Below are 26005 nucleotides of genomic sequence, written 5' to 3' on the forward strand. Positions count from 1 at the left end.
AAAAGCAAATTATTAAGATGTATGCATACTAGCGTATAAGTCTGCACGATAAAGTAAGCATTAACCTTTTTTAGTAGATCAAAGAGTTTACTGCTTAAGGTTTGCTTTTTTTTTCAAAAGACGACACCATTGCTTACAAAGTACGTTGAACAACGATTTTTATTCTTCCTTATGATTCTCCATGATTCTCCATGCGCACTGATGTATATTTTGTATTATTATAGCATAATTAAAAAGGCACCATGATCCCGTTATTTGATGATGATTCAGACAGGAGAACTTTCCCGGTGGTAAATTATTTTTTTATTGCCATAAATATTTATGTGTTCATCATGTACCAGGCCTTCGGGCACAACCTGGGTTTCACTTATAGCTTTGCAACAGTTCCCGGCGAAATATTAACCGGACATGATTTAGTTAGCGCAGCCACTTATGCGTATGATCCTGCCACGGGCCAGCAGATAGTCTCACCCGGGCTGGGCATTACTCCCATTCCCGTGTGGTTCACTTTAATCACCTCTATGTTCCTGCATGGAGGGCTTGCGCATCTTGCCGGCAATATGTTATACCTCTGGATATTTGGTGATAACCTGGAAGATAAGATGGGGCATGTAAATTATTTTTTCTTTTACCTGTTATGCGGTGTTATTGCATCACTAACGCATGTGCTTTCGAGTTTTCTTTTTGGCGAAAATCTTCTTACGCCCAGTATCGGGGCATCGGGTGCTATCTCGGCGGTAATGGGCGGTTATTTATTGCTATTTCCAACAAGGCGGGTCACTGTATTGCTGCTCATATTTTTTGTAACTGTGCCGGCATTTGTCGTTCTTGGTTTATGGATATTGTTGCAGGTAGCCAGCGGTACCGGCTATCTCGGCAGCAGCGAAGTAACCGGTATTGCCTATGCGGCTCACATAGGTGGTTTTTTTGCCGGAATGCTGCTGGTAAAAAAATTTATTCCTGAACGAAGACTGTGATATCCAACGGGCCAATTATTAACCAGAAAGATTTTAATGATCCCGGGTGCGTAGGTAACTTCGTATATGCGTTATCGATATACGACCTTAATTAAAAATTCCCGGTGTGATTAAGGAAATGTTTTTATGTCCTTTAATTATAAGTGGCGCAATGGAAATACACGAGCCATTAACTTAATCTCTTAATTTTTATATTCTTAAAATAAATAGGAGCACCGGCATGTTTCCCCTGGAAGCCTACGTGGCCATGCAACGGCAATGTGGCCATAGGATTGCTTAACCATGAAGGTATCTCAGAACCATCAGGATTGATTTTTGCGGAAGTGAAAAGACTCATGTCGCAGGTATTAACCAGGGTACCGTTAAGGACTACCCATATTTTTCTTCCGCGACAAGTAATGGTAAAATGATTCCATTCCCCGGCCTTATGTAAGGTTTTATTGGTAGCAGCCTGGTGGCCAAATATAGCAGCACACTGCCAGGTAGGCGACACACTGCTCCATTCTTTGGAATAATCATCTGCTATTTGAATTTCCACTGAGTGGGGAATCCAATCCTTTGTATCGGTTGCATGTACCATTACACCGCTATTGGTACCCTCAGCATTCATAAAGTCAAGGTCCAAAACAAAATCATCATATTCATCTTTACTCCAAAGGGCTTCATCTTTCGTTGCAGTAAATATACCGCTGGAGTCGCTCCAGACACCAGCTGGAAACACAGCATTGGTAAGGCCTTTATTAAACATGGTTACCCATCCGCTACCTGAAGCATCGGGGCGAATATAGGCAGTATCCTGTGAAAATGAAGGCAATGTAAATAAACATAGAGCGACTATAACAAAAAGCTTAGTGATTTTCATAAAACAAATAAGTTTAAGAATAAATTTTCGTGAGAACATAAACTTTGATGTCAAATGTAATTGTAAATTTTAAAAGAATTGGTGGCGAAGCAGTCATTTATAAAATATATGAAATTGATAATGCTTGAAGTGTCTTTTGAATTAAGACATATATCCACCAAAGTCGACTCTTTGAAGGCTCTGACAATGAAGCATATTTATTTTTCAGCCAATTGCATGATTTCTTCTGATTTTTTTATTTTGCAATATTCTGCTTTATAAGTTTAAAGTCAATTTCAAATTCTTTCCTTGCTTTAGTCGATTGATTTCTTCCCGGCGTATGTAGGGAAATTCTTTTCCGTTGTTTTGAATAAAGGTGCTTACAATGCAGGACAATGAAGCTTTTACAACTATATTGTCCGCTTTATAAAAATGAGTGTTCGTTTCCGAACAGTGAAAATTAAAATTTCTTTTCTTAAATATTAAATATCAAAGCGATATGGGATTGGTATGAAGGTTGAAAATGTTTTATGGGGTTATTTTTGTCCGGGATATTTTAATCCACTTAATTTAATCCATCATGTTTAAAATTTTCAAAACAACATTCGGGAATCTTAGCAAGGACAATAAACATCCATTCCGGAACTGTAATGAATAAAAAAATCAATAAACTCAATCAATCATATAATCCCAGTTGAGACCATGTTTAAAAATTATTTCAAAACTGCATGGCGCAATTTATTACGAGGCAAAGGTTTTTCCTTCATAAATATTACGGGGCTTGCCATTGGTATGGCTGGCGCAATACTTATTATGATGTGGCTGCAAAATGAAATAAGTTTTGATAAATTCCATACAAACAGAAACAATTTATATGAAGTGTATACTCTAACAAGTAATACAGACGGGCATTCAAGAGCAGTAAATGCGACTTCACAACCACTTGGTCCTGCTTTGAAACAAAATTATCCTGAGATCGCTGCATTTACGCGTGTGTGGGATCTAAGAAACTGGCTTTTATCTGCCAATAATAAAAGCCTTACGGCTACTCACGGTTTTATTGTTGACACTTCTTTTTTGCAAATGTTTAGTTTTCCGTTGATTAAAGGCAATGCAACGGCGCCGTTTAGAAATAGCCATAGCATTATTATTACCCAGGATCTTGCAAAAAAATTATTTGGGGATGATGATCCGGTAGGAAAAATTATTAAAACAGAAAACACAGATAATTTCACGGTAACAGGTATATTAAAAAACCCACCGGTAAACACACGCTTCCAGTTCGATTACCTGCTGCCATGGTCTTTCCGTGATACGCAAATTGATGGCTATGCAAATGAAACTGAAAGATGGCTTAGTAATAATACGTCGACGTTTGTATTATTAAAACCAAATATGAATGTAGCCGCACTGAACAAAAAAATCAGCGATATCACCAGGCGTTATACCGGCCGCAATGATGTATGGACACATTTTCTTTTTTCCTTAAACAGGTGGTATCTTTATTCTGAATTTAAAGATGGCAAATCGGTCGGTGGGCGCATTGAAACAGTTCGCGTGTTTGCCATTATTGCAGCATTCATTTTATTAATAGCCTGCATCAATTTTATAAATCTAAGCACGGCGAGAAGTGAAAAACGTGCAAAAGAAGTCGGCATTCGAAAAGTGATAGGTGCGGGCAGAAGTTTACTGATTGGCCAGTTTATTGTGGAAGCCTTTTTAACTGCATGTATCTCGGGGGCAATTGCTTTAGTGATTGTACAACTTGTATTACCTTCATTTGATACACTTATCGATACACAGCTTTCCATTCCATATAATAATTTTTATTTCTGGCTTATTGCATTCGGTTTTATTATAATCACAAGTTTATTAGCGGGAAGTTACCCGGCCTTTTATCTTTCCTCGTTTAAACCGGTTAGCATATTTAAAAAGCAGTTCAAAAAAATTAATACCGTTATATCGCCCAGAAAAATTTTAGTCGTAGTTCAATTTACGTTTGCTATTATCCTAATCATATCAACCATAATAATTCGTAACCAAATTGTGTATGCAAAAGACAGGGACAAAGGCTATTCAAATAACAATTTGGTACAGGTAAATTTTGCTGGCGATATCGAGAAAAATTATGCGTTAATAAAACAGGATTTATTAGATGAAGGCATAGCATCTTCCGTAACAAAAAATATGGGGGGAATAACAGAAGGTGGAGCCCATACGTGGGGTTTACGGTGGCAAAATGAAAATTCTGCAGACACCAACACAACCATTACTTTATATAGTGCAGATGCGGATTGGATAAAGACTGCAGGATTGCATTTAATTGCAGGAAGAGATATTGATATTTATAAATATCCGGCAGATAGCAATTCAGTTGTGCTGAATGAAACTGCGGTTAAGTTGATGGGTTTTAAAGATCCGATTGGTCAAACTATTCTTGAACCTTTCTATCATACCACTTTGCATGTAGTTGGTGTGGTGAAAGATTATATTATTGGCTCGCCTTACGATGAAGTTCCGCCAACGGTAATACAAGGTCCGCGTGCCTGGTTTACTGCAATGCACATTAAATTTAATCCTGCACTGTCAACGGCGAATGCACTTGCGAAAACAGAGTTGATTTTTAAAAAATATAATCCTGCTTATCCGTTCGATTACAAATTTGTTGACCAGCAATATGCTGCTCAGTTTGATAATGAACAACGCACAAAAACAATGGCAGGCTTGTTTGCAGGTTTAGCTATTTTCATTTCATGCCTTGGTTTATTTGGTTTATCTGCCTACATTGCTGAAAGCCGGGTAAAAGAAATTGGGTTACGAAAAGTGTTGGGCGCATCCGTTACAAATATTGCGAAATTATTATCGTTCGATTTTGTAAAGCTCGTAATTGTTTCCATTGTTATTGCTATTCCTATTGCATACTATGCTATGAACAAATGGCTGCAGGATTACACTTATAGAATAAATATTGGATGGGGAATATTTGCAGTGGCAGGATTATTATCCATTATAATTGCATTGGCAACGGTGAGTTTCCAGGCAATAAAAGCAGCGGTTGCGAATCCGGTGAATGGTTTGAGAAATGAATAACGTGTAAGTATAAACGCAAAATACAGAACAGGCTTAAATTATAATAATAAAGATAATGGTTAAGAATTTTTTAAAAACAGCCCTCCGTAACCTTTCTAAAAATAGAGGATATAGTTTTCTCAACATCTTTGGTTTAGCTATCGGTATTGCGTGCGCAGGCTTTATATTTTTATGGGTAGAAGATGAAATGAATTTTGATGGCAATAATGCAAATAAAAGCCGCATCTATCTTGTAAAAACAAATGATAGAGTTGATGATGGCGTATTCACACATTCTTCAACCGCTGGGCCGATGGCTGCTGCATTGCAGGCGAATATACCCGGCATTGCAAACACCTGCCGCATAACTGAGGGAGGTACTTCATTTTTATTTACCATGGGCGATAAAGCAGTGAATGCTTCAGGGAAATATGTAGAACCTTCTTTTTTCAGCATGTTTACTTTGCCATTTGCTCAGGGCAATGCAGAAAGCGCTTTTTCACAGTTACATTCTATCGTACTCACACAAAAAACGACAACTAAATTTTTTGGTGATGAAAAGGAGAATTATGTTTCTAACAAGATTGAACAAAATGCTGAATGCATGCAACGCGCTATGCCATTAAAATCAGGACGAAGTGATGAGAAATTTTGTAATGTAGGTTGACGGAAGGTTTATCATAATGCAAAAAATGGTAGAGAGTTAAATGTTCGTGGACTTTCATGTTTTTTGAGACGGATCATTACGTTTGTTAAACAAAAGTAATTTTGATTAATTCGTTAGGATACGCAACATTAACTTCAAAAAAAATCCTGGATTTATCCATTAACGGATTAACGATTGAGAAGTTTTTCTTTGAGCAATAAAAATCTTTCTAATTACAGTCAATCCTATAATTTTTTTAGTAAGAACAGATAATCCATTGCGTTGATAAAAATATTTCACCGTTTGAACTTGAATCCTTTCCGGCAACCTTTAGGCCAGAACTCCCGATTTACTTCTGAAACACTTGTATGCGAAAGAAAGGCAGAACTATTCTCTTTATTCTCATTGCATTTGCATTATTCGCTTTTGTGATTGGCTTCCTGCTATGGAATAAACCCCACGTCAATGTAAAGGATGCTGACGCAGTTACGACCGACGCCATTGCATTGTACAGTAGTTTCATGAGTGATTCCGCAAAAGCTAAATCTGCTTTCCTGGATAAGGTTGTCGAGGTCTCAGGAGTAGTGCAGGAAGTTTCGATGAACCAACAGCGGCAACAAGTAGTTCTTTTGAAAACATCGGTGCCAGGCGCTTCAGTGAATTGTACTATGGAACAAAACCGCAATAAAATAAAACCAGGCGATAGGGTTGTTATCAAAGGTATCTGCAGTGGCTACATCGGCGGAGACAGGGAAATGGGCATACCTGGAGATGTTTTCTTAATACGATGCTATCCGTCAATATAAAAATATGAAAAGAGGAATTATTATTTTATTGTTTATAATATTTTGTTGTAGCTATTGCAACTCTTATGGCCAGCTATACTTTACCAAAAATGGGAGAATATCCTTCTTCTCAAAAACCGGTCTTGAAAATATTTCTGCGGATAATAACCAGGTGTTGAGTGTTGTTAATATGGAAACGGGCGCTCTTCAATTTTCATTGCTTAATAATGCCTTTTTCTTTCCAAAAGCGAAAATGCAGGAGGATTTTAATGAAAATTATATGGAGAGCGACAAATATCCAAAATCAACCTTTAAAGGAATTATCACTGACATTGGCACCATCAATTTAAACAACGACGGAAATTATCATGTGCATGTTAAGGGCGATTTAACGATACATGGTGTAACAAAAAATATCACCACCACCGGAGATCTAATTATAAAAAACGGAAATATTTCCGCAACTGCATCCTTCAAAGTACTGTTGACGGATTATAACATAAAAATACCCACAATAGTAACGGATAAAATTGCCAAAGACATAACGGTTACCGTTAGCTGTAATTACGAAAAAAAATTATAAAAATAACCAGGTATGAGTTTAATAAAATTTTTATTGCTGACAACCGCACTGTTGAACATATATAACAAGACCGGTGCACAGGATACAACTAGGATCGCCGGGAGTGACGCCACCCTTATGAGCCAATTGGAAACACAGGAAGCAAAGAATGAAACTAATTATGCTGCAGCTACCTTTAAATATACGCACGTTATTGACGGCCAATCGGTGGAGAATCTTCCTGCACGAGTTTTAGATGTAAGGATACTTCACCGCTTCGGGCCGCTTAGTAGTGGTCTTTATAACTTCTTTGGATTGGATTATTCGCCCTTCAATGTTAAGATTGGTTTCGAGTATGGCATTACCAATAATTTTATGATTGGTGTTGCACATAGCGGGTATAATAAAACTTATGACGCCTTTTTTAAACTCAGGTTATTGCGGCAATCAACAGGAGCGATAAAATCACCGGTAACTGTTTCTTTTGCTTCCACAGTTGCTATCAGTACACTGAAGCCTTCACAAATTGATCCGGCTGTGAAGCCCGATCCTACTACAAAAATTGACAGGGCATCTTATGTATTGCAACTACTGGCTGCCAGGAAATTTTCTGAAGGATTTGCTCTGCAGCTAATGCCAACGTTCGTTCATGCAGATAATATTTCGTTCCTTCATAACAAGCACGACATATTCGCCATAGGCATTGCAGGTCGTCAAAAACTTTCTAAAAGGATAAACTTTAATGCTGAATATTATTACCAGCTACCCGATATGAAAGCACCCGGGGCACACAACGTTTTATCTTTTGGAATAAACATTGGCACAGGAGGCCATGTGTTTGAATTACTTTTTTCCAATTCGTTTGGACTAACGGAAAAACAATTCATAACAGAAACCCCTGGCAGATGGGATAATGCCGACGCTTTGTTTGGATTTAACATTTCAAGAGTATTTCAGTTGGGGAAAAAACATAAATAGCTATTGAGAAATATTATAAAAAATATTTTTAGGATACTCATTACAGATGAAAAGAAAAATTTCAGAAAGCTAATTGTATCAGACGTAGTGATTAGCATTCTTGATATTTCTTTCCTGGCTATACTTTCTGGTTATTTAAAGTTGCATACATTCTTTTTGATTTTGTTGATAAAAAGAATAGAGATCCGTTATAATGTAGCTGTGCACCCCCGATACTTTGTCATAAGTATTTCTTATTTTTTAAATGAAATTTAAATTAACAATAATATTATATTCAAATTTTAATATGAGGATTAAAAAGCATCCTAAGTTTAATTATTTTTTACCAGGCGTCCTTATTTATTACAAAATTCTGCATACTTTTTGATAGATAGAATATATGCCCCGCATTTACGTAATTGATGATGATATGGACCTGCTTAAAGTGGTAAAATCACTTTTATTAAAAAGGGGATTCGACGTATCTATCTTTTCAGATTGGGAAGCTGCAAATTGTTCAATGAAGGTTTATGAGCCACAATTAATTTTATTGGACGTTTTTCTGTCAGGAATTGATGGGCTCGATGTATGTCAGCGACTAAAAGCTTCGCCTTATACTAAACACATCCCAATCCTTCTCTTTTCTGCTTTTCCGCGTATAGCTGAAAGCGCCATTCATGATTATGGCGCTGATGATTTTATTGCAAAACCTTTCGAAGTTGGCGATCTAATACAGAAGGTTCACTCAGTATTATCAATGAAAGGCGTATCTGCCTGAATTTTAAGAAATCTTAGATTTTAAGAAACTTTCAATAGTGCTGCAAGGTACCAGGAACGGCTTATCAGTTATCAGTAGATTTAGCGTTTGTGCGGAAACGTTATAATTGCCTCTTATTACATTACCAAAAACTGACACTTGAAAACTCCCTGAATTGACATCGCCGCTGAAATCCCCGTTTTGACTTTCGACTGCGGCCTTTGCTTTTGCCAAAACAGTTTCGGCCGGACCTGAAAATGGTATAGAAAAGTTACATGTTGACATTGCACAAATTTATCGCTTTCATAATAAAAATAACTAAGGCTCTTTATTTCACCTTTGTAGAATTTAATTTCCAACATTATAATTTCGAGAAGGCATCTAAAAAATGGAAAGTATTTTGCGTCTCCGGTATAAATTAATAAAGAGTTTTATCCTTTTTTTTAAACCAGTGCTCAAAAATTTTGCCGGCATCTGTCCTGCATAAGTTGGTAAGCGGAATTTTTCTATTATCCGGTTCTATGTTCATTTCATCATATATCATCGAATCATCAAACCCAATTGCTGCTGCATCGTTCCTGGTGTTTGCATAATACACAATTTTAGGCCGTGCCCAATAAATAGCTCCAAGGCACATGGGGCAAGGCTCACAGGACGTATATACTTCGCAGTCGTCCAGTTGAAAGGTCCCGAGGTTCTTGCAGGCATCTCTAATAGCGACAACCTCTGCATGCGAAGTGGGATCGTTGTCGAAGAGCACTCTATTATTTCCGCGGCCTACAATTTTGTTGTCTTTTACAATAACGCAACCGAAAGGGCCGCCTTCATTATTTTCAATTGCTTTTTTTGAAAGCGCTATTGCTTCCATCATAAATTGTTCTTCTCTTGTCATACGCTTTTCTTCTGTTATAAAGTTAATTCCGTTTCATGAGTTATTTAACTTTATCAGTTCGCTTTATAAATCATATTTGTAATTATGAAAGATAATTTCTCAAAACAATCTGATTTATATTCCAGGTTTCGCCCGGGCTATCCAAATCAATTGTTTGATTTTCTTATTCCATTACTTCCCGACAAAAAATATGCATGGGACTGTGCAACCGGTAACGGCCAGGTTGCAACGAAACTTTGCAAATATTTTAAAGAAGTATATGCAACCGATTTAAGCGCTGCACAAATTAATAATGCAGAAAAGAAGCAAAATATTTTTTATAGTGTTGAAAGCGCAGAAGAGACCTTGTTGCCTGATAATAAGTTTGATTTAATAACTGTTGCACAGGCAATTCATTGGTTTGATTTTAAAAGTTTTTACAAACAGGTAGACAGAACTTTAAAGCCCGGTGGTGTTATAGCTATAATAGGTTACGATGTGTGTAGCATAAATAAAGAGATTAATTTTTTAATTAATGATTTCTATAGCAAAACCATAGGCCCTTACTGGGATAAAGAAAGAAAATACGTTGAGGAGCATTACACAACGATTCCTTTCCCTTTTAAAGAAATAAAAACGCCCCGCTTTTCTATCAGTTATAAATGGGAGTTGGAGGAGCTAATTGGTTATTTAAATACATGGTCCGCGGTACAGCATTACACCAGGAAAAATAATGAAAACCCTGTTACAAAAATTTCAGAGCAATTAAAAGAGGTTTGGGGAAGTGTTGTAAAAAGAAAAGTTACATTTCCCGTCTTTATGCGAACGGGCATAAAACAAAATATTACATTTTAGTTTTTTCACGAAACGTTATTGAGTTTTCGTCAATACCCTGGACTACCTTTTTGCAATTTTCCGCTCCGCAATTACAGATAAAGCTTTCCATTTCATTATTAAGGAAGGTTGTATAATCGAGGGTTAATTCTTCGCCCGCAGCGATAGGTTTTATCGCCGTTACATTTAAACCTGAATAGACGGTATTGGGATTGCATGAATGATTTTGAGGTGACCATTCTGCAGGTGAATTGTCCCATAAAATATATACTTCGCTGCTAACCGGCCATGCATATCGTCTAAAATTTTCCCGCTCATCAATGTTCCAGTTTTGTTCAACAAATTTTTTTGTTACAAGGCGGTGAGGCTTTTCTTCGCTGGCAAAAATAATTTCTCCGGGGGCTAAGTCTTTGGCTGCATAAATTCCATAGCCGGATATAGCGTTGCATTTCACAAAATATTTCTTTTGCTTTTCTGCATGCCGGTAAATTCCTTCTTTAATAATCTTTTGTAGGAAACCTTCTTTGCCGGCCGGGTCGTTCATTAATATATAATCGGCAGAACCTTCATAACCTTTGTCGTAAAAAACGGAGCAGGTAAAATTAATTTCAAGAAAAAATATCTCTCCTTGATCATTTACTCTAAAATCCATCCGGGCATAACCCACACCATTAAACGCTTTAAATATTTTTGCGGCGCTTTCTTTTAGCTGACTGGCAAGTTCTGGTTCTTTACAAGGAATATTACACTCTTCGTGCAGTTCAGAAGTTTTAAGTGAATATGTTTTAAATTTTTTTCCTTCGGGAAAAACAAACTCAAGCGGATTATAAACTGTACAATTATTTTTATCTCCTGCTTCTGCAACAACCAAAACTGTAAACTCCCGCCCCGGAATATATTCTTCCACTAAAAGTTCCTGGTAATCTTCTAAAAGCTCATCAATTTTTTTCTTTAAATTCTTTTCATTCTTCACAAGAGAGTCCGCATTTATACCAAGACTGTCGCCTGCTTTGGCTGGTTTTATAAACAGGGGAAATTTTAATTTAGCAATCACCTCACTTATCTGATCAACGTGTTTTACTAATATATAAGCCGGGGTTTTTACACCGCATGTATAAGCAACATATTTCATTAATTCCTTCGGCGGGTCATATAATAAGGGTGTCGGGCCGGTGTAAGGAAGATTAAGCATTTCAAAAGAATGAATAACATCAATTGAAGGAACTGACCATTCAAGGTATCCTTCGCACAGATTTACGAAAATGTCATAATTTTTCTTTCTGAGTTCCTTCAGTCTTTTATAAGTAGAAAGTTTATTTAGAAAAACATGATCAACTATATCGCCGGGAAGTAATGAAGATAAGTTTCTTGGCGGATCGTAATATTTATAATCAACATTAGTTGTGGAATAATCAGGTTGCAACACACAAATTTTCATTGTATAAAATTTATTTTTTTATTACACTAATTCGTTAGTCAAATTCGTGCCATCCTGTTTAGGGTGAATATAATTTAATTGCTATTGATTAAATAAGTTCGAGTTGTTTTGCTTTTTTTTGCTTTCCTATATGTTTATGAGTTAAAGCATTTCTTATGATAGTAGCAATCAATGAGCCAAATGAATTGCCCGAGAGCCGAAGTATGGCACCGATGGAAGTAAAATTTTCGTCATCAGATAAACCGCATTGTGCGTTTACCTCAAGCACATACATTTTGCCGGTGTTTTTATCCATTCTTATATCGATGCGGCCATAGCCTTTTCCTCTTACAGCTTTATAAGAGTCAAAACTTATTTTGCAAATATTTTTTATAAATGATGGATCGGGCGTGCGGTAATTATAAAAATCTTCATTGTTATTTACCGGCATTTCTTCTTCGTACATTTCCCAAAGCCTGTCGAACGATAAAAATTTTTCATGAGGCGGCAGCGAACTATTAAAAGCCCGTTCTACCGGCATATAAATTTTACATTCCCTTGCATTCGCGCTATTGCCTACAATAAGTGTTGTAAACTCCGGGCCATCGATAAATTTTTCTGCAAATACACCACCATCAACAAGGTTCCATCCGTGATATCCTTTTAGCAGTTTATCATATTGGAGTAATAATTCTTTTGAATTTTTTACTACTGAATGAATACCTACACCAAGGCTTCCGCCTGAGATAGCAGGTTTTACAATAACAGGATTACCCAGATTTTTGAAAATTGATTTTGCATCTCCAGGATCATCGGTAATAATTTGCCAGGGTGGAGTAGCAACATTTCGCGCTTCAAAAACCTGCTTCATTATTATTTTGGAAGTGGTGGTGCGATAAAAATATTCATCAGATCCGGTAAAGCATAAGCCGCTTTTTTTAAGATACCTTATAATGTTTACACCGGGAGCATTATTAATTTCATCGCCATCGCAAAGATTGATTATGACTGTGTTTTCGGGCTGTGAACCTGCAATGATTGAATCTATAACAGGTTTATAATTTTCATTGGTTACCTGCTGCCATTTCCATTTCAGGTTTAGTTCTTTAAAAGCGACGGTAAATTCTTCTATGCTTTGAGTGTAGTCGTAATAGTAGTCAAGATTAACATCATTTGTTTCAACAAAGGGAGCTAAAACCCATACAAAAAGTTCTTTATGAAATGGAAGCATAATTTTTTTAAGATCATTTACATGATCAAACTTTTTGCAGGTGAGGTATGTTTAATTTTTGCATGATGAAATCAGTAAACTTATAATGAAGAATGACTTCCTGTGATAAAAATGAAGCACCTTGTATTTTATGAAGACAATTATTTGCGCCGCAAAAACAATTAAATGGCGATGCCATTGCAAATTCTGTTGAAGGATAAAAAAATGTTAGCTCATCTCCGGGCAAAATATCTTTCAAGCAACTTAATTCCATTCTTGTTGTATCAAAAAAAACATTGGGGTTGCAACTGTGATTAATGTATTGCAAAAATTCTGGATCAAGGATGATGTGGGTATCATCGTTAACCTGGACTGTATATTTATTAGGAGTGGCAAGGGTTTCAGCCGCATCGAACTTTGAAAAAATGTTGCCTGCATTGTACGATACCGTTGCATGTAAAGATTTTTCTCCGGTTATGTTATTTTGGTATAGAGTAGCAAAACCATAATGAGATATTTTGGTAAGGTTGGGTAGGGAGTAAGCAGAATATGTCATTAGGATTTTTTAAGATTGTTTACAATTTAATAACATATCTAAATTATCTTAAAAAAGATATTGAATGCAATTATAGGCATGAAAACTTATCAACAAATGTGCATATAGAAACGTACTGTTATAAAGCAAAACATTGGCTTAATAAATATTGATTGATTAAGACTGTTAGATGACATAAAAATTAATTAAAATCAACAGACATTAATTCATTCGTATTGTTCATTTATCAATCTTCGTACACTGTAAATTTCTGTGATTCCCTGTTTTCCTCTTAGCTGGGTTTCTGCAATTTTGGTATATATATATAGCCCTTCTTCTTTATTAAGTTCATCATACAATTTTTTTGAAATCAATAATTTTTCTCCATAAAGATTACATACAGATTCAATGCGTGATGCTGTATTCAAAGTATTTCCGTGGAAAGCAATCTCTTTTTTAATATCTCCGATTTCTACAACCGTTACCACTCCTAAACTCATACCCGCTTTAAATTCAGGAATGATGCCATATTTATCAAGATAATATCCTGATCTTTTTAATAATTCATCGCTAAATGCCCAAAAAGCGTGAATACATTCTGTAATCTTTTTCATTTTATTTATTTCCCAGGTAAGCACTGCTTCGTCGCCAACGTACTGGTAAATCTGTGCATTGTAATGTTGTACAATTGCAAGGTCATAAAAGCAATCTTTTATAAAACTGCTATAAGCAAGATGCCCGAGCTTTTCGGCTATAGTTGTTGAAGATTTTAAATCAACAAACATAAATATCCTGTATTCTTCTTTTGGACTATAAAATTTCCCGGTTATTAATTTAAAAAAGTTGCCGCGACCCAATAATCTGGTAACCTCCCATAAAAAGCTAAGAGATAAGTTTACAAGAAACGCATATAAATAATAAATTAAAGTTGTAGGCGATTGAATAAAATTCAAAAAGCTAATTTGGTTTACTTGAACCATTCGTAGTAACAAATAATAGACAAAGGTTAAGGCTGAAATTATCAGCAATTGATCAATAGACAACAGCAACATTACTTGCCAAAGTGGAATTTTTCTTAAAAAATATTTTTGAAAAAAATAATGAAGTGAGCCAAAGATTATTCCTGATACAATTGAAAAAAGTGGAAGTAATACAACAAATTTTATAATTGTAAAATGAACCTGGCTTAACCCGGATGCCCCGGCCCACCGCATAAGATAAAAGAATACAAGTGCAATAAACCAGCCGCCTGTAAAAAATTTTACATGCTCTTTCCATTCTTTCGGAATATGCCTCCTGATATTTGTTTTTAATAAATACACTTTTTTAAAAACGTATTAGGTCTAAATTCTTTATTCAAAACTAAAAATAAATGATATTTATATTTGTGTTTTGCGGAACGAGGTTCCATTTACGTGCTGGTAACGAATAAACGGTTCTTCATAAAATAATAAAAATGCTTACAGAGAACAACGGGAAGATTCTTTCAGTAGATATTGGTGGCTCACATATTAAAGCTACAGTTTTAAATGTTGCGGGAATCTTTCTCCAGGATTATGAAAGATTGCCAACACCAACGCCTGCAACTCCCGGCAAAGTTCTCGATGTTATTAAAGAGCTCGCTCAAAAGTTTCCCGGTTATGATAAAGTTGCTGCAGGCTTTCCCGGCTTTATTAAAGACGGCTTGGTAAAAACAGCTCCTAATTTAAACACAGCCGATTGGGCAAATTTTAATCTTGTAAAAGCGCTTGAAGAAATTTTAGGTAAACCTGCACTGGTAGTAAATGATGCGGATTTGCAAGGGCTCGCTGTTGTAAGTGGTAAAGGTCTTGAATTGATGATAACGTTAGGTACAGGCTTCGGCACGGCATTATTGAGGGATGGAGTTTTGATGCCGCATCTTGAAATTGCACATCATCCCGTAACAAAAAACAAAGATTATGATGCGTACATTGGCGAATTTGAATTTAAAAGAATCGGGAAGAAAAAATGGAATAAGCGAATGAAAAGAGTAATTGAAATTTTAAAGGTAGTTTTTAATTACGATCGCCTTTATATAAGCGGTGGAAGCGCGAAAGAAATAAATTTTAAACTCGATGATAATATTGTAATTGCCGGCAACCGCGATGGAATTAAAGGCGGGGCAAAGCTTTGGGAACAGGAACATAGAATGAACGCATGGAAACAGGAAATAGTTAATCCAACAGAAAAAATTTAAAACCCGGTATTATGAAAATAGGACTAGCAGCCGATCACGGGGGATATGAGCTTAAAGGAATTGTTTCAACATTTCTCAAAAATCTTGGGCACGAACTTATAGATTATGGAGCGTATGAATTAGATACAAAGGATGATTATCCTGATTTTGTTATTCCACTTGCGGTGGCGATCACGTCAAAAGAAGTGGAAAGAGGAATTGCCATTTGTGGCAGTGGAGTGGGGGCTTCTGTTGCTGCAAATAAAGTTACCGGTGTTAGGGCAGGGCTCATTCACGATCACTTTTCTGCACACCAGGGCGTGGAAGATGATGATATGAATATGATTTGCCTGGGTGGACGCGTAACCGGTTTTATGGCTGCTGAGGAATTAATTACTGCTTTTTTAAACGCAAAATTTATCGGTGCTGAAAGGCATAAAAGACGTTTGGAAAAAGTTGAAGCGCTGGAAAATAATCAAAATAAAGTGTGATAATATTTCAAACAAATGAAAATAATTTAATGAGTCAACAATATAAAATTTTATTCTCCGATATAGGAGGCGTATTGCTTACAAATGGCTGGGGGCAAGAATCCCGTGAGGCTGCTGCAAAAAAATTTGGCATTGAATATAACGAAATGGATTTGCTGCACGACTTTATTTTTAATGTGTGGGAGATGGGTAAAATATCATTGGATGATTATCTCGATACAGCAGTATTCAATCACCCTAGAAAATTTTCCAGGGAAGAATTTAAGTTATTTATGTTGGAGCAATCTCATCAATTGCCGGGCACGTTACAATGGTTGATAGAATGGAAACACGCAAATCATTTTATTAAAACAATATCTATAAATAATGAACCAAAAGAACTAAATGAATTCAGGATTAAGAAGTTTAAACTTCATAATTTTTTTGATGCATTCGTTTCATCATGCGAAGTAGGTATGCGAAAGCCTGACCCTGGAATCTTCAGGCTTGCATTAGGTATCGCACAGGCAGAGCCTCAGGAATGTTTATATTTTGATGACCGGGTAATGCTGGTGGAGGCAGCAAAAAAAGAAGGAATTCACGCACATCATCACACAGATTTTGAAAGCACGAAGAAGATAATTACTTCGTTAATGTAGAAATAAATTTTCTGCGTTTAACCCTTACAGTTATATTATTGATAGATTTCCTGCCCGGCTTAACGTAACTAACTATTCAATAAATACCGATGTCATGATTGACAGAATGTAGAAAACTTTCTATAAAAAGATAGACCTGATTACTACAAATATATTTTTCCGGATAGAGACCTTTGTAATTATCTAAATTATTCTTATCTGAACCTATGAGATTAGCCCCCAAAGGAAGCCATGCATATAAGCGTGGCTTTTTTATTACAGCACGGTCTGAATGTTTAAGAATAAACAGGAATAGTATTTAGATATAAAAAGAGTTGATAAATTTTAAAAGCAATTCTTTAAAACGATTTATTCCATTTTGAAGCTTTCCAAAAATTTAGTTGTAAAATTTCCCGAGCGGAAACTTTCATTTTTCATTAATTTTTTATGAAAGGGAATGGTTGTTTTAATCCCTTCAATTACATATTCACTCAGGGCACGGCTCATCGTATTAATTGCTTCATCACGCGTTTGAGCAACCGCAATTAGCTTACCAATCATGCTGTCATAATAAGGCGGGATAACATAACCTGCGTAAACATGACTGTCAACACGTACGCCGTGTCCGCCTGGTTGGTGCAATACAGTAATGCGGCCCGGAGACGGGCGGAAATCATTATAGGGATCTTCAGCGTTTATCCTGCATTCTATCGCATGCATTTCCGGATAGTAATTTCTCCCCGAGATACTTTCGCCAAAAGCAATTTTTATTTGTTCTTTAATTAAGTCATAGTTTACAACTTCTTCAGTAACGCAATGCTCTACCTGTATGCGTGTATTCATTTCCATGAAATAAAAGTTGCGATGCTTGTCTACCAAAAACTCAATAGTTCCTACACTTTCATAATTGATTGCCGATGCTGCTTTAATTGCTGCTTCGCCCATTTTCTCTCTTAGTTCGGGTGTCATAAATGGCGAAGGAGATTCTTCAACTAATTTTTGATGACGCCTTTGTATAGAGCAATCGCGTTCACTAAGGTGACAGACATTTCCAAACTGGTCGCCTGCAATCTGTATTTCTATGTGACGTGGCTCTTCCACAAACTTTTCCATGTAGATGCCGTCGTTCTTGAATGACGCCGCGGCTTCTGTTTTGGCATTATCAAATGCTTTCTCAATATCTTTTTCTTCCCATACCACCCGCATTCCTTTACCACCGCCACCAGCGGTTGCTTTTAAAATAACCGGGTAACCAATTTCCCTGGCAAGTCCTTTCGCATGGTCCACGCTTTGCAATAAACCTTCGCCACCGGGCACCACAGGTACACCTGCTTTTATCATGGTTTCCTTTGCCGTTATTTTATCACCCATACTATTGATCATCTCAGGCGTTGGGCCAATAAATTTTATTCCATGATCTGTGCATATCTGGGCAAATTTTGCGTTCTCTGCCAGGAAGCCATAGCCAGGGTGTATAGCATCTGCATTAGTTATTTCAACAGCCGCCATTATATGCGGTATGTTCAGGTAACTATCAATACTGGCGGGTTTGCCAATGCAAACTGCTTCATCAGCAAATTTTACATGGAGGCTATCTTTATCAGCGGTTGAATAAACTGCAACAGTTTTAATTCCCATTTCTTTACAGGTTCTGATAACCCGTAATGCAATTTCACCTCTATTGGCTATAAGTATTTTTTTAAACAAGATATTATAATTTGAAGATTTGGGTTTAAGCCGGTTCCACTAAAAACAGGGGCTGGTCAAATTCAACAGGGGAAGCGTCTTCTACTAACACTTTAACAATAGTGCCGGATACTTCACTTTCTATTTCATTAAAAAGTTTCATGGCTTCTATTATACATACTACCTGGCCTTCTTCCACTTCATCACCAACATTTACAAATATTGGTTTGCCCGGGCCTGCCTGGCGATAAAAGGTTCCGATCATTGGACTCTTAATGGTAAGCAGATTGTCAGCTTTCACATTTAAGGGTTCTGTACTTTTTACACCTGATGGAGTTGGAGTGGCGGGTGGCAAAACCTGCTGCGGCTGATGAACCTGTTGTTGTAACGGCGACACAAATTGTTGCACCGGTTGTTTCTTTTGTTTAATGGTAATCTTAAAATCGTTTTTCTCAATACTAAGCTCACCGATATTGCTTTTATTTACAAGCTTTACGAGTTCCTGAATTTGTTTAATGTCCATTTTGACAAATTAAATTTATATTATTGAAGACGGGCAGCTAAGATAGGGATGATTTATCAAAATAGCATTTTTAAAAAAATAAAAAAATTGATGAAATTGAAAGGTTTTTAAAAGAAACCCATTAGAATTTCCCCGAAATACCGGTTTTTTTGATTAAAAAATAAAAATACCGGAAATGAATTTATCAATTATAAGGAAAGAAAACCATGCATAATAGGAAGCAAATTATTCTTTTACCCGTTCAACATATTCACCTGTTTTAGTGTTCACACGAATCAGCTCTCCTTCATTTACAAACAAAGGAACGTTAACAGTTGCACCTGTTTCAACTGTTGCAGGTTTTAAAGTGCGTGTGGCGGTATCACCTCTTACGCCGGGCTCGCTGTAGGTTACCATTACCACAATTTTGTCAGGCAGTTCAACACCCATTGGCTGGTCAGTTTCTCCGTTTATTAAAACTGAAACTTCCTGTCCGTCTTTTAAAAACTGGGGTGCATCAACCATTTCAGCAGGTACGGAAATCTGCTCATAGGTAGTAGTGTCCATAAACGTATAACCCGTATCATCTTTGTATAAAAACTGGTAAGGTTTTTTTTCAACTCTTACAGGATATATAGTTTCACCGCTGTTCCACGTTTGTTCAATAGTGCGGCTATTATCCACACCTTTTAGTTTTGCCCACACTTTTGCAGCAGCACGTGCCGTTTTATTTTGACCAAATTCGATCACTGTATAAAGGCTTCCATCAATTTTTAAGATTAGCCCGGTCCTCATATCTGAAGTAGATGCCATAAGATTTTTTTTAAGGCGGTGAAGGTATAAAAAAGGAATGAATATGAAAATTGAATCACTATGAAATTTGAAAATGATTCAATAGATTAATTTTCACATTTTTATATTTTAGCATTCATCTATCTTTATTCAAAAATTATACTCTTGAAAAAATTATTCCTTTTACCCGCATTAATATTTTTATATATGGCTGCTTTTTGCCAGGAAGATAGTACAGCGCCTGTTTACCAGAGATTTCCGACTATTCCTCAGTTCACCATATTTAAAGCACCTGATAGCACTTCGTTTACAAGAAATGATCTCAAAAGAAACAAATCTGTTGTATTTATGATCTTCAGCCCTGATTGTGAGCACTGCCAGCATGAAACTGAAAACCTATTAGCTAATATTAATAAATTTAAGAATTGCCAAATAGTGATGGTAACTTACCTGCCGTATAGCGATATGATGGCGTTTTATAAAAATTACAAGATTGCTGATTATCCGCAAATTACAATGGGCCGGGATACCAAATTTTTCTTTCCCGTATTTTTTAAAGTGAGGAATCTACCTTCCATTTTTGTGTATGATAAAAAAGGAAAATTTAAAAAGAATTTTGAGGGAAGTGTAAGTACTGATTTAATCTCAGATGAATTGTAATCCTTTTTTTACACGAATTATAGAAGCACAAATTACACGAATTCGTTTTGCTCACACGTTTTTCTCACAGTTTACACAGATGAAAAAGATAAAATCATTATTGAAAAAATTCACCTGCGTCTTTCCATGCCATCTGTGTTGCCATTAACTTGTGTAGTTAGATTTAATTCGCGTCATATTCTAAACTATTGCTTTATAAACTTATCGTTTAATTGAATTTCGTTTTCTACATTAATTTTTATAAAATAAATACCCGCATGAAGTTTATTAACGGAAAGGTGTAGCTGCTTATTGGTGGAGGCAGCCCTGAAGCGGACAACAACTTTGCCAAGGGCATCCTGTATTACTATATTAATAACCCCTTTTATTATTTCATTTCTTTGGTAAATGAGATTGAGAATATCATGCGCCAGATTAGGAAATATTTGCCATATGTTGCCGTGATAGCTGGTTACAGGCTCGTCAATATTTGTATTTCTTTTTGCTAATGGTTTTTTAGATGGATAAGAAGTGACAGGATTGGCAACCACAGCAGTGTTAGAAATGTCAACTATATTTTTATTGGTATCATAAATTTTTACCCGGTAGAATATCTTTTGTTCACCAGAAAAAACATCACGGTAAGCAAGCTTTGTGGAAGTTGTATATTTTCTAAATACAGGATTCGCAGCTGCTGTTTCCCACGCAACTCCATCTGAACTTTTAAATAAAATATAAGTAGTCATTCCGGGATAATTTACCATATTCCATTGCAAGGTTACAGTTGGATTACCCGCATTGATTAAAGCAATGAGCCGGATTGCTGCAGAAGTTTTCATGGCGGAAAACAAAAAAACGACAATAAATAAAGAAGATAACTTGGTCATGAAAGCCTTTGAAAACAGACCATTAAATTAGAGTAAAGAATAAATCGCAGTAGTTAAAGAAGCTGTAAAAAATAATGTTCCATTATCTTTTTTGCTTTTTTATGAAACGTTATTACAGTTACCTTTGGCCGGAAAATAATTTTTAAAAATAAATACGATAAAATGAAAGTAACTGTAGTAGGCGCCGGAGCAGTTGGCGCAACCTGTGCTGATAATATTGCCAGGAAAGAGCTCTGCGAAGAATTAGTATTGCTCGATATTAAAGAGGGAATTTCTGAAGGGAAGTCTATTGATTTTATGCAGAGTGCGGCTTTGCTTGGCAGCGATACCAAAATTATTGGCAGCACTAATGACTATAAAAAAACTGCCGGAAGTAAAGTAGTGATCATTACTTCGGGTATACCACGTAAGCCGGGGATGTCACGTGAAGAACTGATTGGCATTAATGCCGGCATTGTAAAAGGTGTAACTCAAAATATTTTAGAACAGTCTCCGGACGCTATAATAATTGTTATTAGTAACCCCATGGATACTATGACCTACCTCGCTTTAAAATCAAGCGGACTTCCTAAGAACAGGATCATTGGTATGGGCGGAATTCTTGACAGCAGCCGGTTTAAATATTACCTGTCAACTGCAATAGGTTGTTCTATGCAAGACCTGCAGGCAGTAGTAATTGGCGGCCATGGTGATACAACAATGATTCCGTTAACAAGATTAGCAACATACAATGGCACACCTGTTTCTAATTTACTGGATGAAGGAACATTAAAAAAAGTAGCGGCAGATACAATGGTTGGAGGTGCAACTCTTACGGGCTTGCTCGGAACCAGCGCATGGTATGCTCCTGGTGCTGCAGGCGCAACCCTGGTGGAAGCAATTATTCGCGATGAAAAGAAATTAATTCCATGCTGCGTAATGCTCGACGGCGAGTACGGACAAAAAGATATTTGTATTGGAGTGCCTGTTGTAATTGGTAAAAATGGCTGGGAAAAAATTATCGATTTCAAACTAAATGATGAAGAGCAAGCTGCTTTTAATAAAAGTGCGGATGCAGTAAGGAATATGAATGGAGCATTAACATTGTAATAATCTATTAGAAAGTAATAGCAATGGCAGATTTTTTATCTGCCATTTTTGTTTCGGTAATTGACTGCAAATTTCATATATCTAATATAAAAGATTAGAAGCCCTTACTTTTAAATTATTTATTAGGTATGCGTGATTTGTAAATTGAAGATCTGGCTTCATCCATAAAGCTCGCTATCATAAATTATATAGAACAGGATTTACTAACGTTGAAGGTTAAACTGAATGATAATTTTCCGGTAAGCACACGCACTGAAGATGGTAACCTGCAGGAAATAATACAATTTGAAGACGCAGGCAATAGCAATACAAAAATAATTTCTTCAATGGTAGGCTGGGGTGTTGGAACAGATTGGGATAAGGTATATAAATTTTTTGAAAAAGGAAATACATAGACTTACGAAGAGATGAGCAGAATTTTCCAGTGAAAAAATCTAATTGAAGTTGTAGAGAAATCAGGGAAGATATTTATCCAGCTTATTGGGTAATAAATAAAGGATAGGTGTAAAAAAATAAATAACGATGCTTATCCATGGAAAATAAAAAGAAATAGCTATAGCAATTCCATATAATATTGGCGAAATTAAAAATAACCTGTTTGCTTCTTTTTTTACTTCTGCCGGCAATAATCTTTCATGAAGGGAAGGCCGTTTTATTCCATAAATCCATTGTGCATATAGCGCCAGGTTGCAACAACTAAGGTTCAATCCATACATTAAAATAGCAAACCATTTTAATGTATTGGCAGCAAGAAACCGGGTGCTAAAGGGAACCAGACATACCATCATATAAAACAATACACCCAGGTAAATAAAATAACGATTCGTTCTGTGGATGTATTCAAAAACCATGCGATGACCAAACCACATAATTCCCAAAACAATAAAACTTATGAAATAACAAAATAATTCCTGCCGGGTTTCATATAAGCCATGTAGAAAATCTTTCAACGAGTTTCCCTCGACCGAAGGAATTTTAAGTTCAATGGCAAGGATCGTCATTGCAACACTGAAAATGCCATCGCCTAGGGCCTCCAGCCGCCCCGCTGACATTGTAAGCCTGTCGGGTTCGATCTTCATTTTCCTAAATTAAAAATTCAATTGAACAATTGAAAGTAAACGGAACGAAATTTATTTCATGGTTATAGCCAGGGATATTTATTACAAAAGACGATTATAAAAAAGATTCATTCTTGTTATAAGTGATAAGATTTTGTAAAGTAGACGCAAAAAATATTTTAGGTAATAAAATATTAATGACCTTTATAAAAAATATTTTCTTAGATAAATAAAACTTTAATAAAAACTTACCGAATGAATAAGACGTTAAAAATTATCACTTGTTTTTTATTCCTTTTTTTTGCGTATACAAGTTTACCTGCGCAACAACATTTGCCTTTTTATGACGAAATAGAACATTTTAAAAAGCTTGACAGTGCTCATTTCCCCCCTAAAAATGCGGTGTTATTTGTTGGCAGTTCATCTATTCGTAAATGGGAAGATGTACAGAACTACTTTCCAAATGAAACGGTCATCAATCGTGGATTTGGAGGTTCCGAACTTACGGATGCGATCCGTTATGCTAATGATATTATTATACCTTATCATCCACGTGAAATCGTAATTTATTCGGGTGAAAATGACCTTGCTTATGCTGATTCTATAACGCCGGCAATTGTGTTGAGAAGATTTGAAACCTTGTTTAATATCATTCGTTCGGCAATGCCAAAAGTTCCTGTTATTTATGTGTCCATAAAACCAAGCCCTTCAAGAGAAAGGCTAATGCCGGAAATGGAAGTTGCTAATAAACTTATCAAACAATTTTTAAAATCTAAAAACAAAACAGTATTTGTTGATGTCTATCATAAAATGCTGGATAAAAGCGGGACGCCAATGACCGATATCTTCTTAAGTGATAACTTACATATGAATGCAAAAGGCTACCACATTTGGCAAAAAGCAATAACGCCTTACTTAGAGAGATACAAAAATTAACAGCCATCTATTTCTCTTGTATGCTATCATTATTCGCAAGTTATTATACATCATTTTGTAGCAAAGGATTTAATTCTAATGAATAGGGAAGCCGTTGTAGAAAAGATAAAAACTACTGCCATTTGGGATGTTGTGGTGATTGGTGGTGGCGCATCTGGTTTGGGTATTGCAGCAGAAGCTGCCAGCCGCGGCTATGCTACACTGTTAGTAGAGCAATCAGACTTTGCAAAATCGACTTCTTCCAAAAGCACTAAACTCGTTCATGGTGGTGTAAGGTACCTTGCGCAAGGCAATATAAGCCTTGTGAGGGAAGCAAGTGTAGAAAGGGGATTGCTCGGTAAAAATGCACCTCACCTTGTAAAAAATCAAATATTTATCATTCCGGTTTACACCTGGTGGAGCAGGTTAAAATATACAGTGGGTTTAAAATTGTATGATTGGATATCGGGGCGTTTAAGCCTCGGGTCATCTCTTTTCATTTCACGAAACGAAGTTTTGCAAAAATTACCCGGCATTATTTCTGAAAATTTATTTGGTGGGATTTTGTATCATGACGGGCAATTTGATGATGCACGACTTGCCATCAACCTTGCTCAAACAATTTTCGATAATGGTGGATACGCTACGAATTACATGAAAGTTGTTGATTTAATTAAAGAAGAGGGAAAGGCTTGTGGCATCAAAGTTCTCAATACGGAAAGTAATGAACAGTATTCAATAATATCGAAGGTTGTAATTAACGCAACCGGTGTATTTGTAGATTATATTTTGCAAATGGATAAACCAGGCACAAAGAAAAATATCGCAGTAAGCCAGGGAATTCATTTGGTGCTTGACAAAAAATTTTTTCCGGGAGAGGATGCCCTGATGATTCCTGAAACCAGCGATGGCAGGGTTTTGTTTATTGTGCCATGGCATAACAAACTTTTAATGGGAACAACTGATACACCTGTGAATAATATTTCGCTTGAACCCATTGCTTTGGAGACAGAAATACAATTCATTCTGGAAACAGCAAGCGTGTATCTTACGGAGAGGCCTAAACGAAAGGATGTGTTAAGTGTTTTTGCCGGCCTTCGGCCCTTGGCTGCGCCGGACGAGGGAGGAAGTGATACAAAAGAGATTTCAAGAAGTCACAAGATACTTGTTTCAGCTTCAGGATTATTTTCAATTCTTGGAGGCAAATGGACTACCTACAGGAAAATGGGAGAGGATATGATCGACAGAGTTGAAAAGGAATTGCGTTGGAATCACATTCCATCTGTAACTGCTTCCTTACATATTCATGGATACGCAACAGAGCCTAACCAAATGAATCCGCTGTATTATTATGGGAGTGATGAAGCTTTCATCAAAAAATTAATTGAAGAAAAGGGCAATAGATGGATCAGTGAAAAATTGCAAATTTACGAAGCGCAGGTTATTTGGGCTATAAGAGAAGAGATGGCAAGAACAGCAGAAGATATATTGAGCAGAAGAACGAGAGCGTTATTCCTGGATGCGAAAGAAAGCATTACTGTGGCCCCTTTAGTTGCTACAGTAATGGCCCAGGAAATGAATAAAGATGAGGATTGGATAAATGAGCAAATAGAAATATTTAATAGTGTTGCATCCAATTATGTGCTTGAAAATTGATAGGTGAAAATTATT

28 protein-coding genes are annotated in these 26005 nt (G+C 36.3%); 16 read left to right on the top strand and 12 right to left on the bottom strand.

Features of this window, described 5'->3' with window-relative positions; translation table 11 throughout:
• The first annotated feature begins 242 nt into the window (after window positions 1–242).
• Window positions 243–977, top strand: a complete 735-nt coding sequence (locus FW778_RS16080) for a rhomboid family intramembrane serine protease (RefSeq protein ID WP_150415843.1) — start codon at window positions 243–245, stop codon at window positions 975–977.
• A gap of 169 nt (window positions 978–1146) precedes the next feature.
• On the opposite strand, the gene FW778_RS16085 is transcribed toward FW778_RS16080, so the two are convergent.
• A complete protein-coding gene (locus tag FW778_RS16085) occupies window positions 1147–1839 on the bottom strand; it encodes a 3-keto-disaccharide hydrolase (RefSeq protein ID WP_150415844.1) in 693 nt (230 codons plus the stop codon).
• 681 nt (window positions 1840–2520) lie between these two features.
• On the opposite strand from FW778_RS16085, the gene FW778_RS16090 reads away from it, so the two are divergent.
• The 6 genes from FW778_RS16090 to FW778_RS16115 all read left to right on the top strand — a co-directional run bounded on the left by FW778_RS16090 (window position 2521) and on the right by FW778_RS16115 (window position 8615).
• Window positions 2521–4908 (top strand): ABC transporter permease, encoded by a 2388-nt coding sequence (locus tag FW778_RS16090; RefSeq protein ID WP_150415845.1) that lies wholly within the window; start codon window positions 2521–2523, stop codon window positions 4906–4908.
• A gap of 55 nt (window positions 4909–4963) precedes the next feature.
• The gene (locus FW778_RS16095; protein WP_150415846.1) at window positions 4964–5554 is read left to right on the top strand and encodes an ABC transporter permease; all 591 of its coding nucleotides are present in this window, start codon (window positions 4964–4966) and stop codon (window positions 5552–5554) included.
• 347 nt (window positions 5555–5901) lie between these two features.
• A complete protein-coding gene (locus tag FW778_RS16100) occupies window positions 5902–6339 on the top strand; it encodes an OB-fold protein (RefSeq protein WP_150415847.1) in 438 nt (145 codons plus the stop codon).
• Between the two features lie 4 nt (window positions 6340–6343).
• Window positions 6344–6901: a YceI family protein gene (locus tag FW778_RS16105; protein WP_150415848.1), complete on the top strand. Its 558-nt coding sequence runs from the start codon at window positions 6344–6346 to the stop codon at window positions 6899–6901.
• 12 nt (window positions 6902–6913) lie between these two features.
• Entirely contained in the window at window positions 6914–7858 is a 945-nt protein-coding gene (locus FW778_RS16110) for a DUF5777 family beta-barrel protein (RefSeq protein ID WP_150415849.1), read from the top strand.
• 379 nt (window positions 7859–8237) lie between these two features.
• Window positions 8238–8615, top strand: a complete 378-nt coding sequence (locus FW778_RS16115) for a response regulator transcription factor (RefSeq protein WP_150415850.1) — start codon at window positions 8238–8240, stop codon at window positions 8613–8615.
• Window positions 8616–8618: 3 nt separating this feature from the next.
• Here the strand turns inward: FW778_RS16115 and FW778_RS16120 are convergent, their stop codons facing one another.
• Window positions 8619–8879 carry a hypothetical protein gene (locus FW778_RS16120; protein ID WP_150415851.1) on the bottom strand — a complete coding sequence of 87 codons (261 nt, stop codon included), beginning with the start codon at window positions 8877–8879 and terminating at the stop codon, window positions 8619–8621.
• 133 nt (window positions 8880–9012) lie between these two features.
• The gene (locus FW778_RS16125; protein WP_150415852.1) at window positions 9013–9486 is read right to left on the bottom strand and encodes a nucleoside deaminase; all 474 of its coding nucleotides are present in this window, start codon (window positions 9484–9486) and stop codon (window positions 9013–9015) included.
• An 84-nt stretch (window positions 9487–9570) separates the two neighbouring features.
• On the opposite strand from FW778_RS16125, the gene FW778_RS16130 reads away from it, so the two are divergent.
• Complete coding sequence (locus FW778_RS16130; protein WP_150415853.1) at window positions 9571–10320, top strand: class I SAM-dependent methyltransferase; 750 nt, start codon at window positions 9571–9573, stop codon at window positions 10318–10320.
• Here FW778_RS16130 and FW778_RS16135 read toward each other — a convergent pair.
• The 4 genes from FW778_RS16135 to FW778_RS16150 all read right to left on the bottom strand — a co-directional run bounded on the left by FW778_RS16135 (window position 10310) and on the right by FW778_RS16150 (window position 14783).
• Entirely contained in the window at window positions 10310–11737 is a 1428-nt protein-coding gene (locus FW778_RS16135) for an SET domain-containing protein-lysine N-methyltransferase (RefSeq protein ID WP_150415854.1), read from the bottom strand. The genes FW778_RS16130 and FW778_RS16135 overlap by 11 nt on opposite strands.
• A gap of 88 nt (window positions 11738–11825) precedes the next feature.
• Complete coding sequence (locus tag FW778_RS16140; protein ID WP_150415855.1) at window positions 11826–12947, bottom strand: D-alanine--D-alanine ligase family protein; 1122 nt, start codon at window positions 12945–12947, stop codon at window positions 11826–11828.
• Between the two features lie 25 nt (window positions 12948–12972).
• The gene (locus tag FW778_RS16145; RefSeq protein WP_150415856.1) at window positions 12973–13482 is read right to left on the bottom strand and encodes an SET domain-containing protein-lysine N-methyltransferase; all 510 of its coding nucleotides are present in this window, start codon (window positions 13480–13482) and stop codon (window positions 12973–12975) included.
• A gap of 206 nt (window positions 13483–13688) precedes the next feature.
• Window positions 13689–14783: an adenylate/guanylate cyclase domain-containing protein gene (locus FW778_RS16150; RefSeq protein ID WP_150415857.1), complete on the bottom strand. Its 1095-nt coding sequence runs from the start codon at window positions 14781–14783 to the stop codon at window positions 13689–13691.
• A 134-nt stretch (window positions 14784–14917) separates the two neighbouring features.
• Here FW778_RS16150 and FW778_RS16155 point away from each other — a divergent pair, with 134 nt between their 5' ends.
• From FW778_RS16155 to FW778_RS16165, 3 genes are read left to right on the top strand one after another with little or no spacing between them, the layout of a single operon-like run.
• A complete protein-coding gene (locus FW778_RS16155) occupies window positions 14918–15679 on the top strand; it encodes an ROK family protein (RefSeq protein WP_150415858.1) in 762 nt (253 codons plus the stop codon).
• Between the two features lie 11 nt (window positions 15680–15690).
• A complete protein-coding gene (locus FW778_RS16160) occupies window positions 15691–16149 on the top strand; it encodes an RpiB/LacA/LacB family sugar-phosphate isomerase (protein ID WP_150415859.1) in 459 nt (152 codons plus the stop codon).
• Between the two features lie 29 nt (window positions 16150–16178).
• Window positions 16179–16787 carry an HAD family hydrolase gene (locus FW778_RS16165; RefSeq protein ID WP_150415860.1) on the top strand — a complete coding sequence of 203 codons (609 nt, stop codon included), beginning with the start codon at window positions 16179–16181 and terminating at the stop codon, window positions 16785–16787.
• Between the two features lie 348 nt (window positions 16788–17135).
• Here the strand turns inward: FW778_RS16165 and accC are convergent, their stop codons facing one another.
• From accC to efp, 3 genes are all read right to left on the bottom strand, one after another.
• Window positions 17136–18473 (bottom strand): acetyl-CoA carboxylase biotin carboxylase subunit, encoded by a 1338-nt coding sequence (gene accC, locus FW778_RS16170; RefSeq protein ID WP_150415861.1) that lies wholly within the window; start codon window positions 18471–18473, stop codon window positions 17136–17138.
• 25 nt (window positions 18474–18498) lie between these two features.
• On the bottom strand, window positions 18499–18975 hold the full coding sequence (gene accB, locus FW778_RS16175; RefSeq protein WP_150415862.1) for an acetyl-CoA carboxylase biotin carboxyl carrier protein: 477 nt from the start codon (window positions 18973–18975) through the stop codon (window positions 18499–18501).
• 225 nt (window positions 18976–19200) lie between these two features.
• Complete coding sequence (gene efp, locus FW778_RS16180) at window positions 19201–19767, bottom strand: elongation factor P (protein ID WP_150415863.1); 567 nt, start codon at window positions 19765–19767, stop codon at window positions 19201–19203.
• Window positions 19768–19911: 144 nt separating this feature from the next.
• Here efp and FW778_RS16185 point away from each other — a divergent pair, with 144 nt between their 5' ends.
• Window positions 19912–20406, top strand: a complete 495-nt coding sequence (locus FW778_RS16185) for a TlpA family protein disulfide reductase (protein ID WP_150415864.1) — start codon at window positions 19912–19914, stop codon at window positions 20404–20406.
• A gap of 185 nt (window positions 20407–20591) precedes the next feature.
• Here the strand turns inward: FW778_RS16185 and FW778_RS16190 are convergent, their stop codons facing one another.
• The gene (locus FW778_RS16190; RefSeq protein ID WP_150415865.1) at window positions 20592–21272 is read right to left on the bottom strand and encodes a T9SS type A sorting domain-containing protein; all 681 of its coding nucleotides are present in this window, start codon (window positions 21270–21272) and stop codon (window positions 20592–20594) included.
• 162 nt (window positions 21273–21434) lie between these two features.
• Here FW778_RS16190 and mdh point away from each other — a divergent pair, with 162 nt between their 5' ends.
• Together mdh and FW778_RS16200 are read left to right on the top strand one after the other, a co-directional pair.
• A complete protein-coding gene (gene mdh, locus FW778_RS16195; RefSeq protein WP_150415866.1) occupies window positions 21435–22361 on the top strand; it encodes a malate dehydrogenase in 927 nt (308 codons plus the stop codon).
• A gap of 209 nt (window positions 22362–22570) precedes the next feature.
• Window positions 22571–22756: a hypothetical protein gene (locus FW778_RS16200; protein ID WP_150415867.1), complete on the top strand. Its 186-nt coding sequence runs from the start codon at window positions 22571–22573 to the stop codon at window positions 22754–22756.
• 60 nt (window positions 22757–22816) lie between these two features.
• Here FW778_RS16200 and FW778_RS16205 read toward each other — a convergent pair whose 3' ends face one another.
• Entirely contained in the window at window positions 22817–23440 is a 624-nt protein-coding gene (locus tag FW778_RS16205) for a TMEM175 family protein (RefSeq protein ID WP_150415868.1), read from the bottom strand.
• 234 nt (window positions 23441–23674) lie between these two features.
• Between FW778_RS16205 and FW778_RS16210 the strand changes: the two genes are divergently transcribed.
• Window positions 23675–24355, top strand: coding sequence for a GDSL-type esterase/lipase family protein (locus FW778_RS16210; RefSeq protein ID WP_150415869.1), 681 nt, complete (start codon window positions 23675–23677; stop codon window positions 24353–24355).
• Between the two features lie 78 nt (window positions 24356–24433).
• Window positions 24434–25990 carry a glycerol-3-phosphate dehydrogenase/oxidase gene (locus tag FW778_RS16215; RefSeq protein ID WP_150415870.1) on the top strand — a complete coding sequence of 519 codons (1557 nt, stop codon included), beginning with the start codon at window positions 24434–24436 and terminating at the stop codon, window positions 25988–25990.
• Window positions 25991–26005: the final 15 nt, after the last annotated feature.

It is taken from the genome of Ginsengibacter hankyongi (assembly GCF_008710285.1).
In the GTDB taxonomy this organism is placed as follows: domain Bacteria; phylum Bacteroidota; class Bacteroidia; order Chitinophagales; family Chitinophagaceae; genus Ginsengibacter; species Ginsengibacter hankyongi.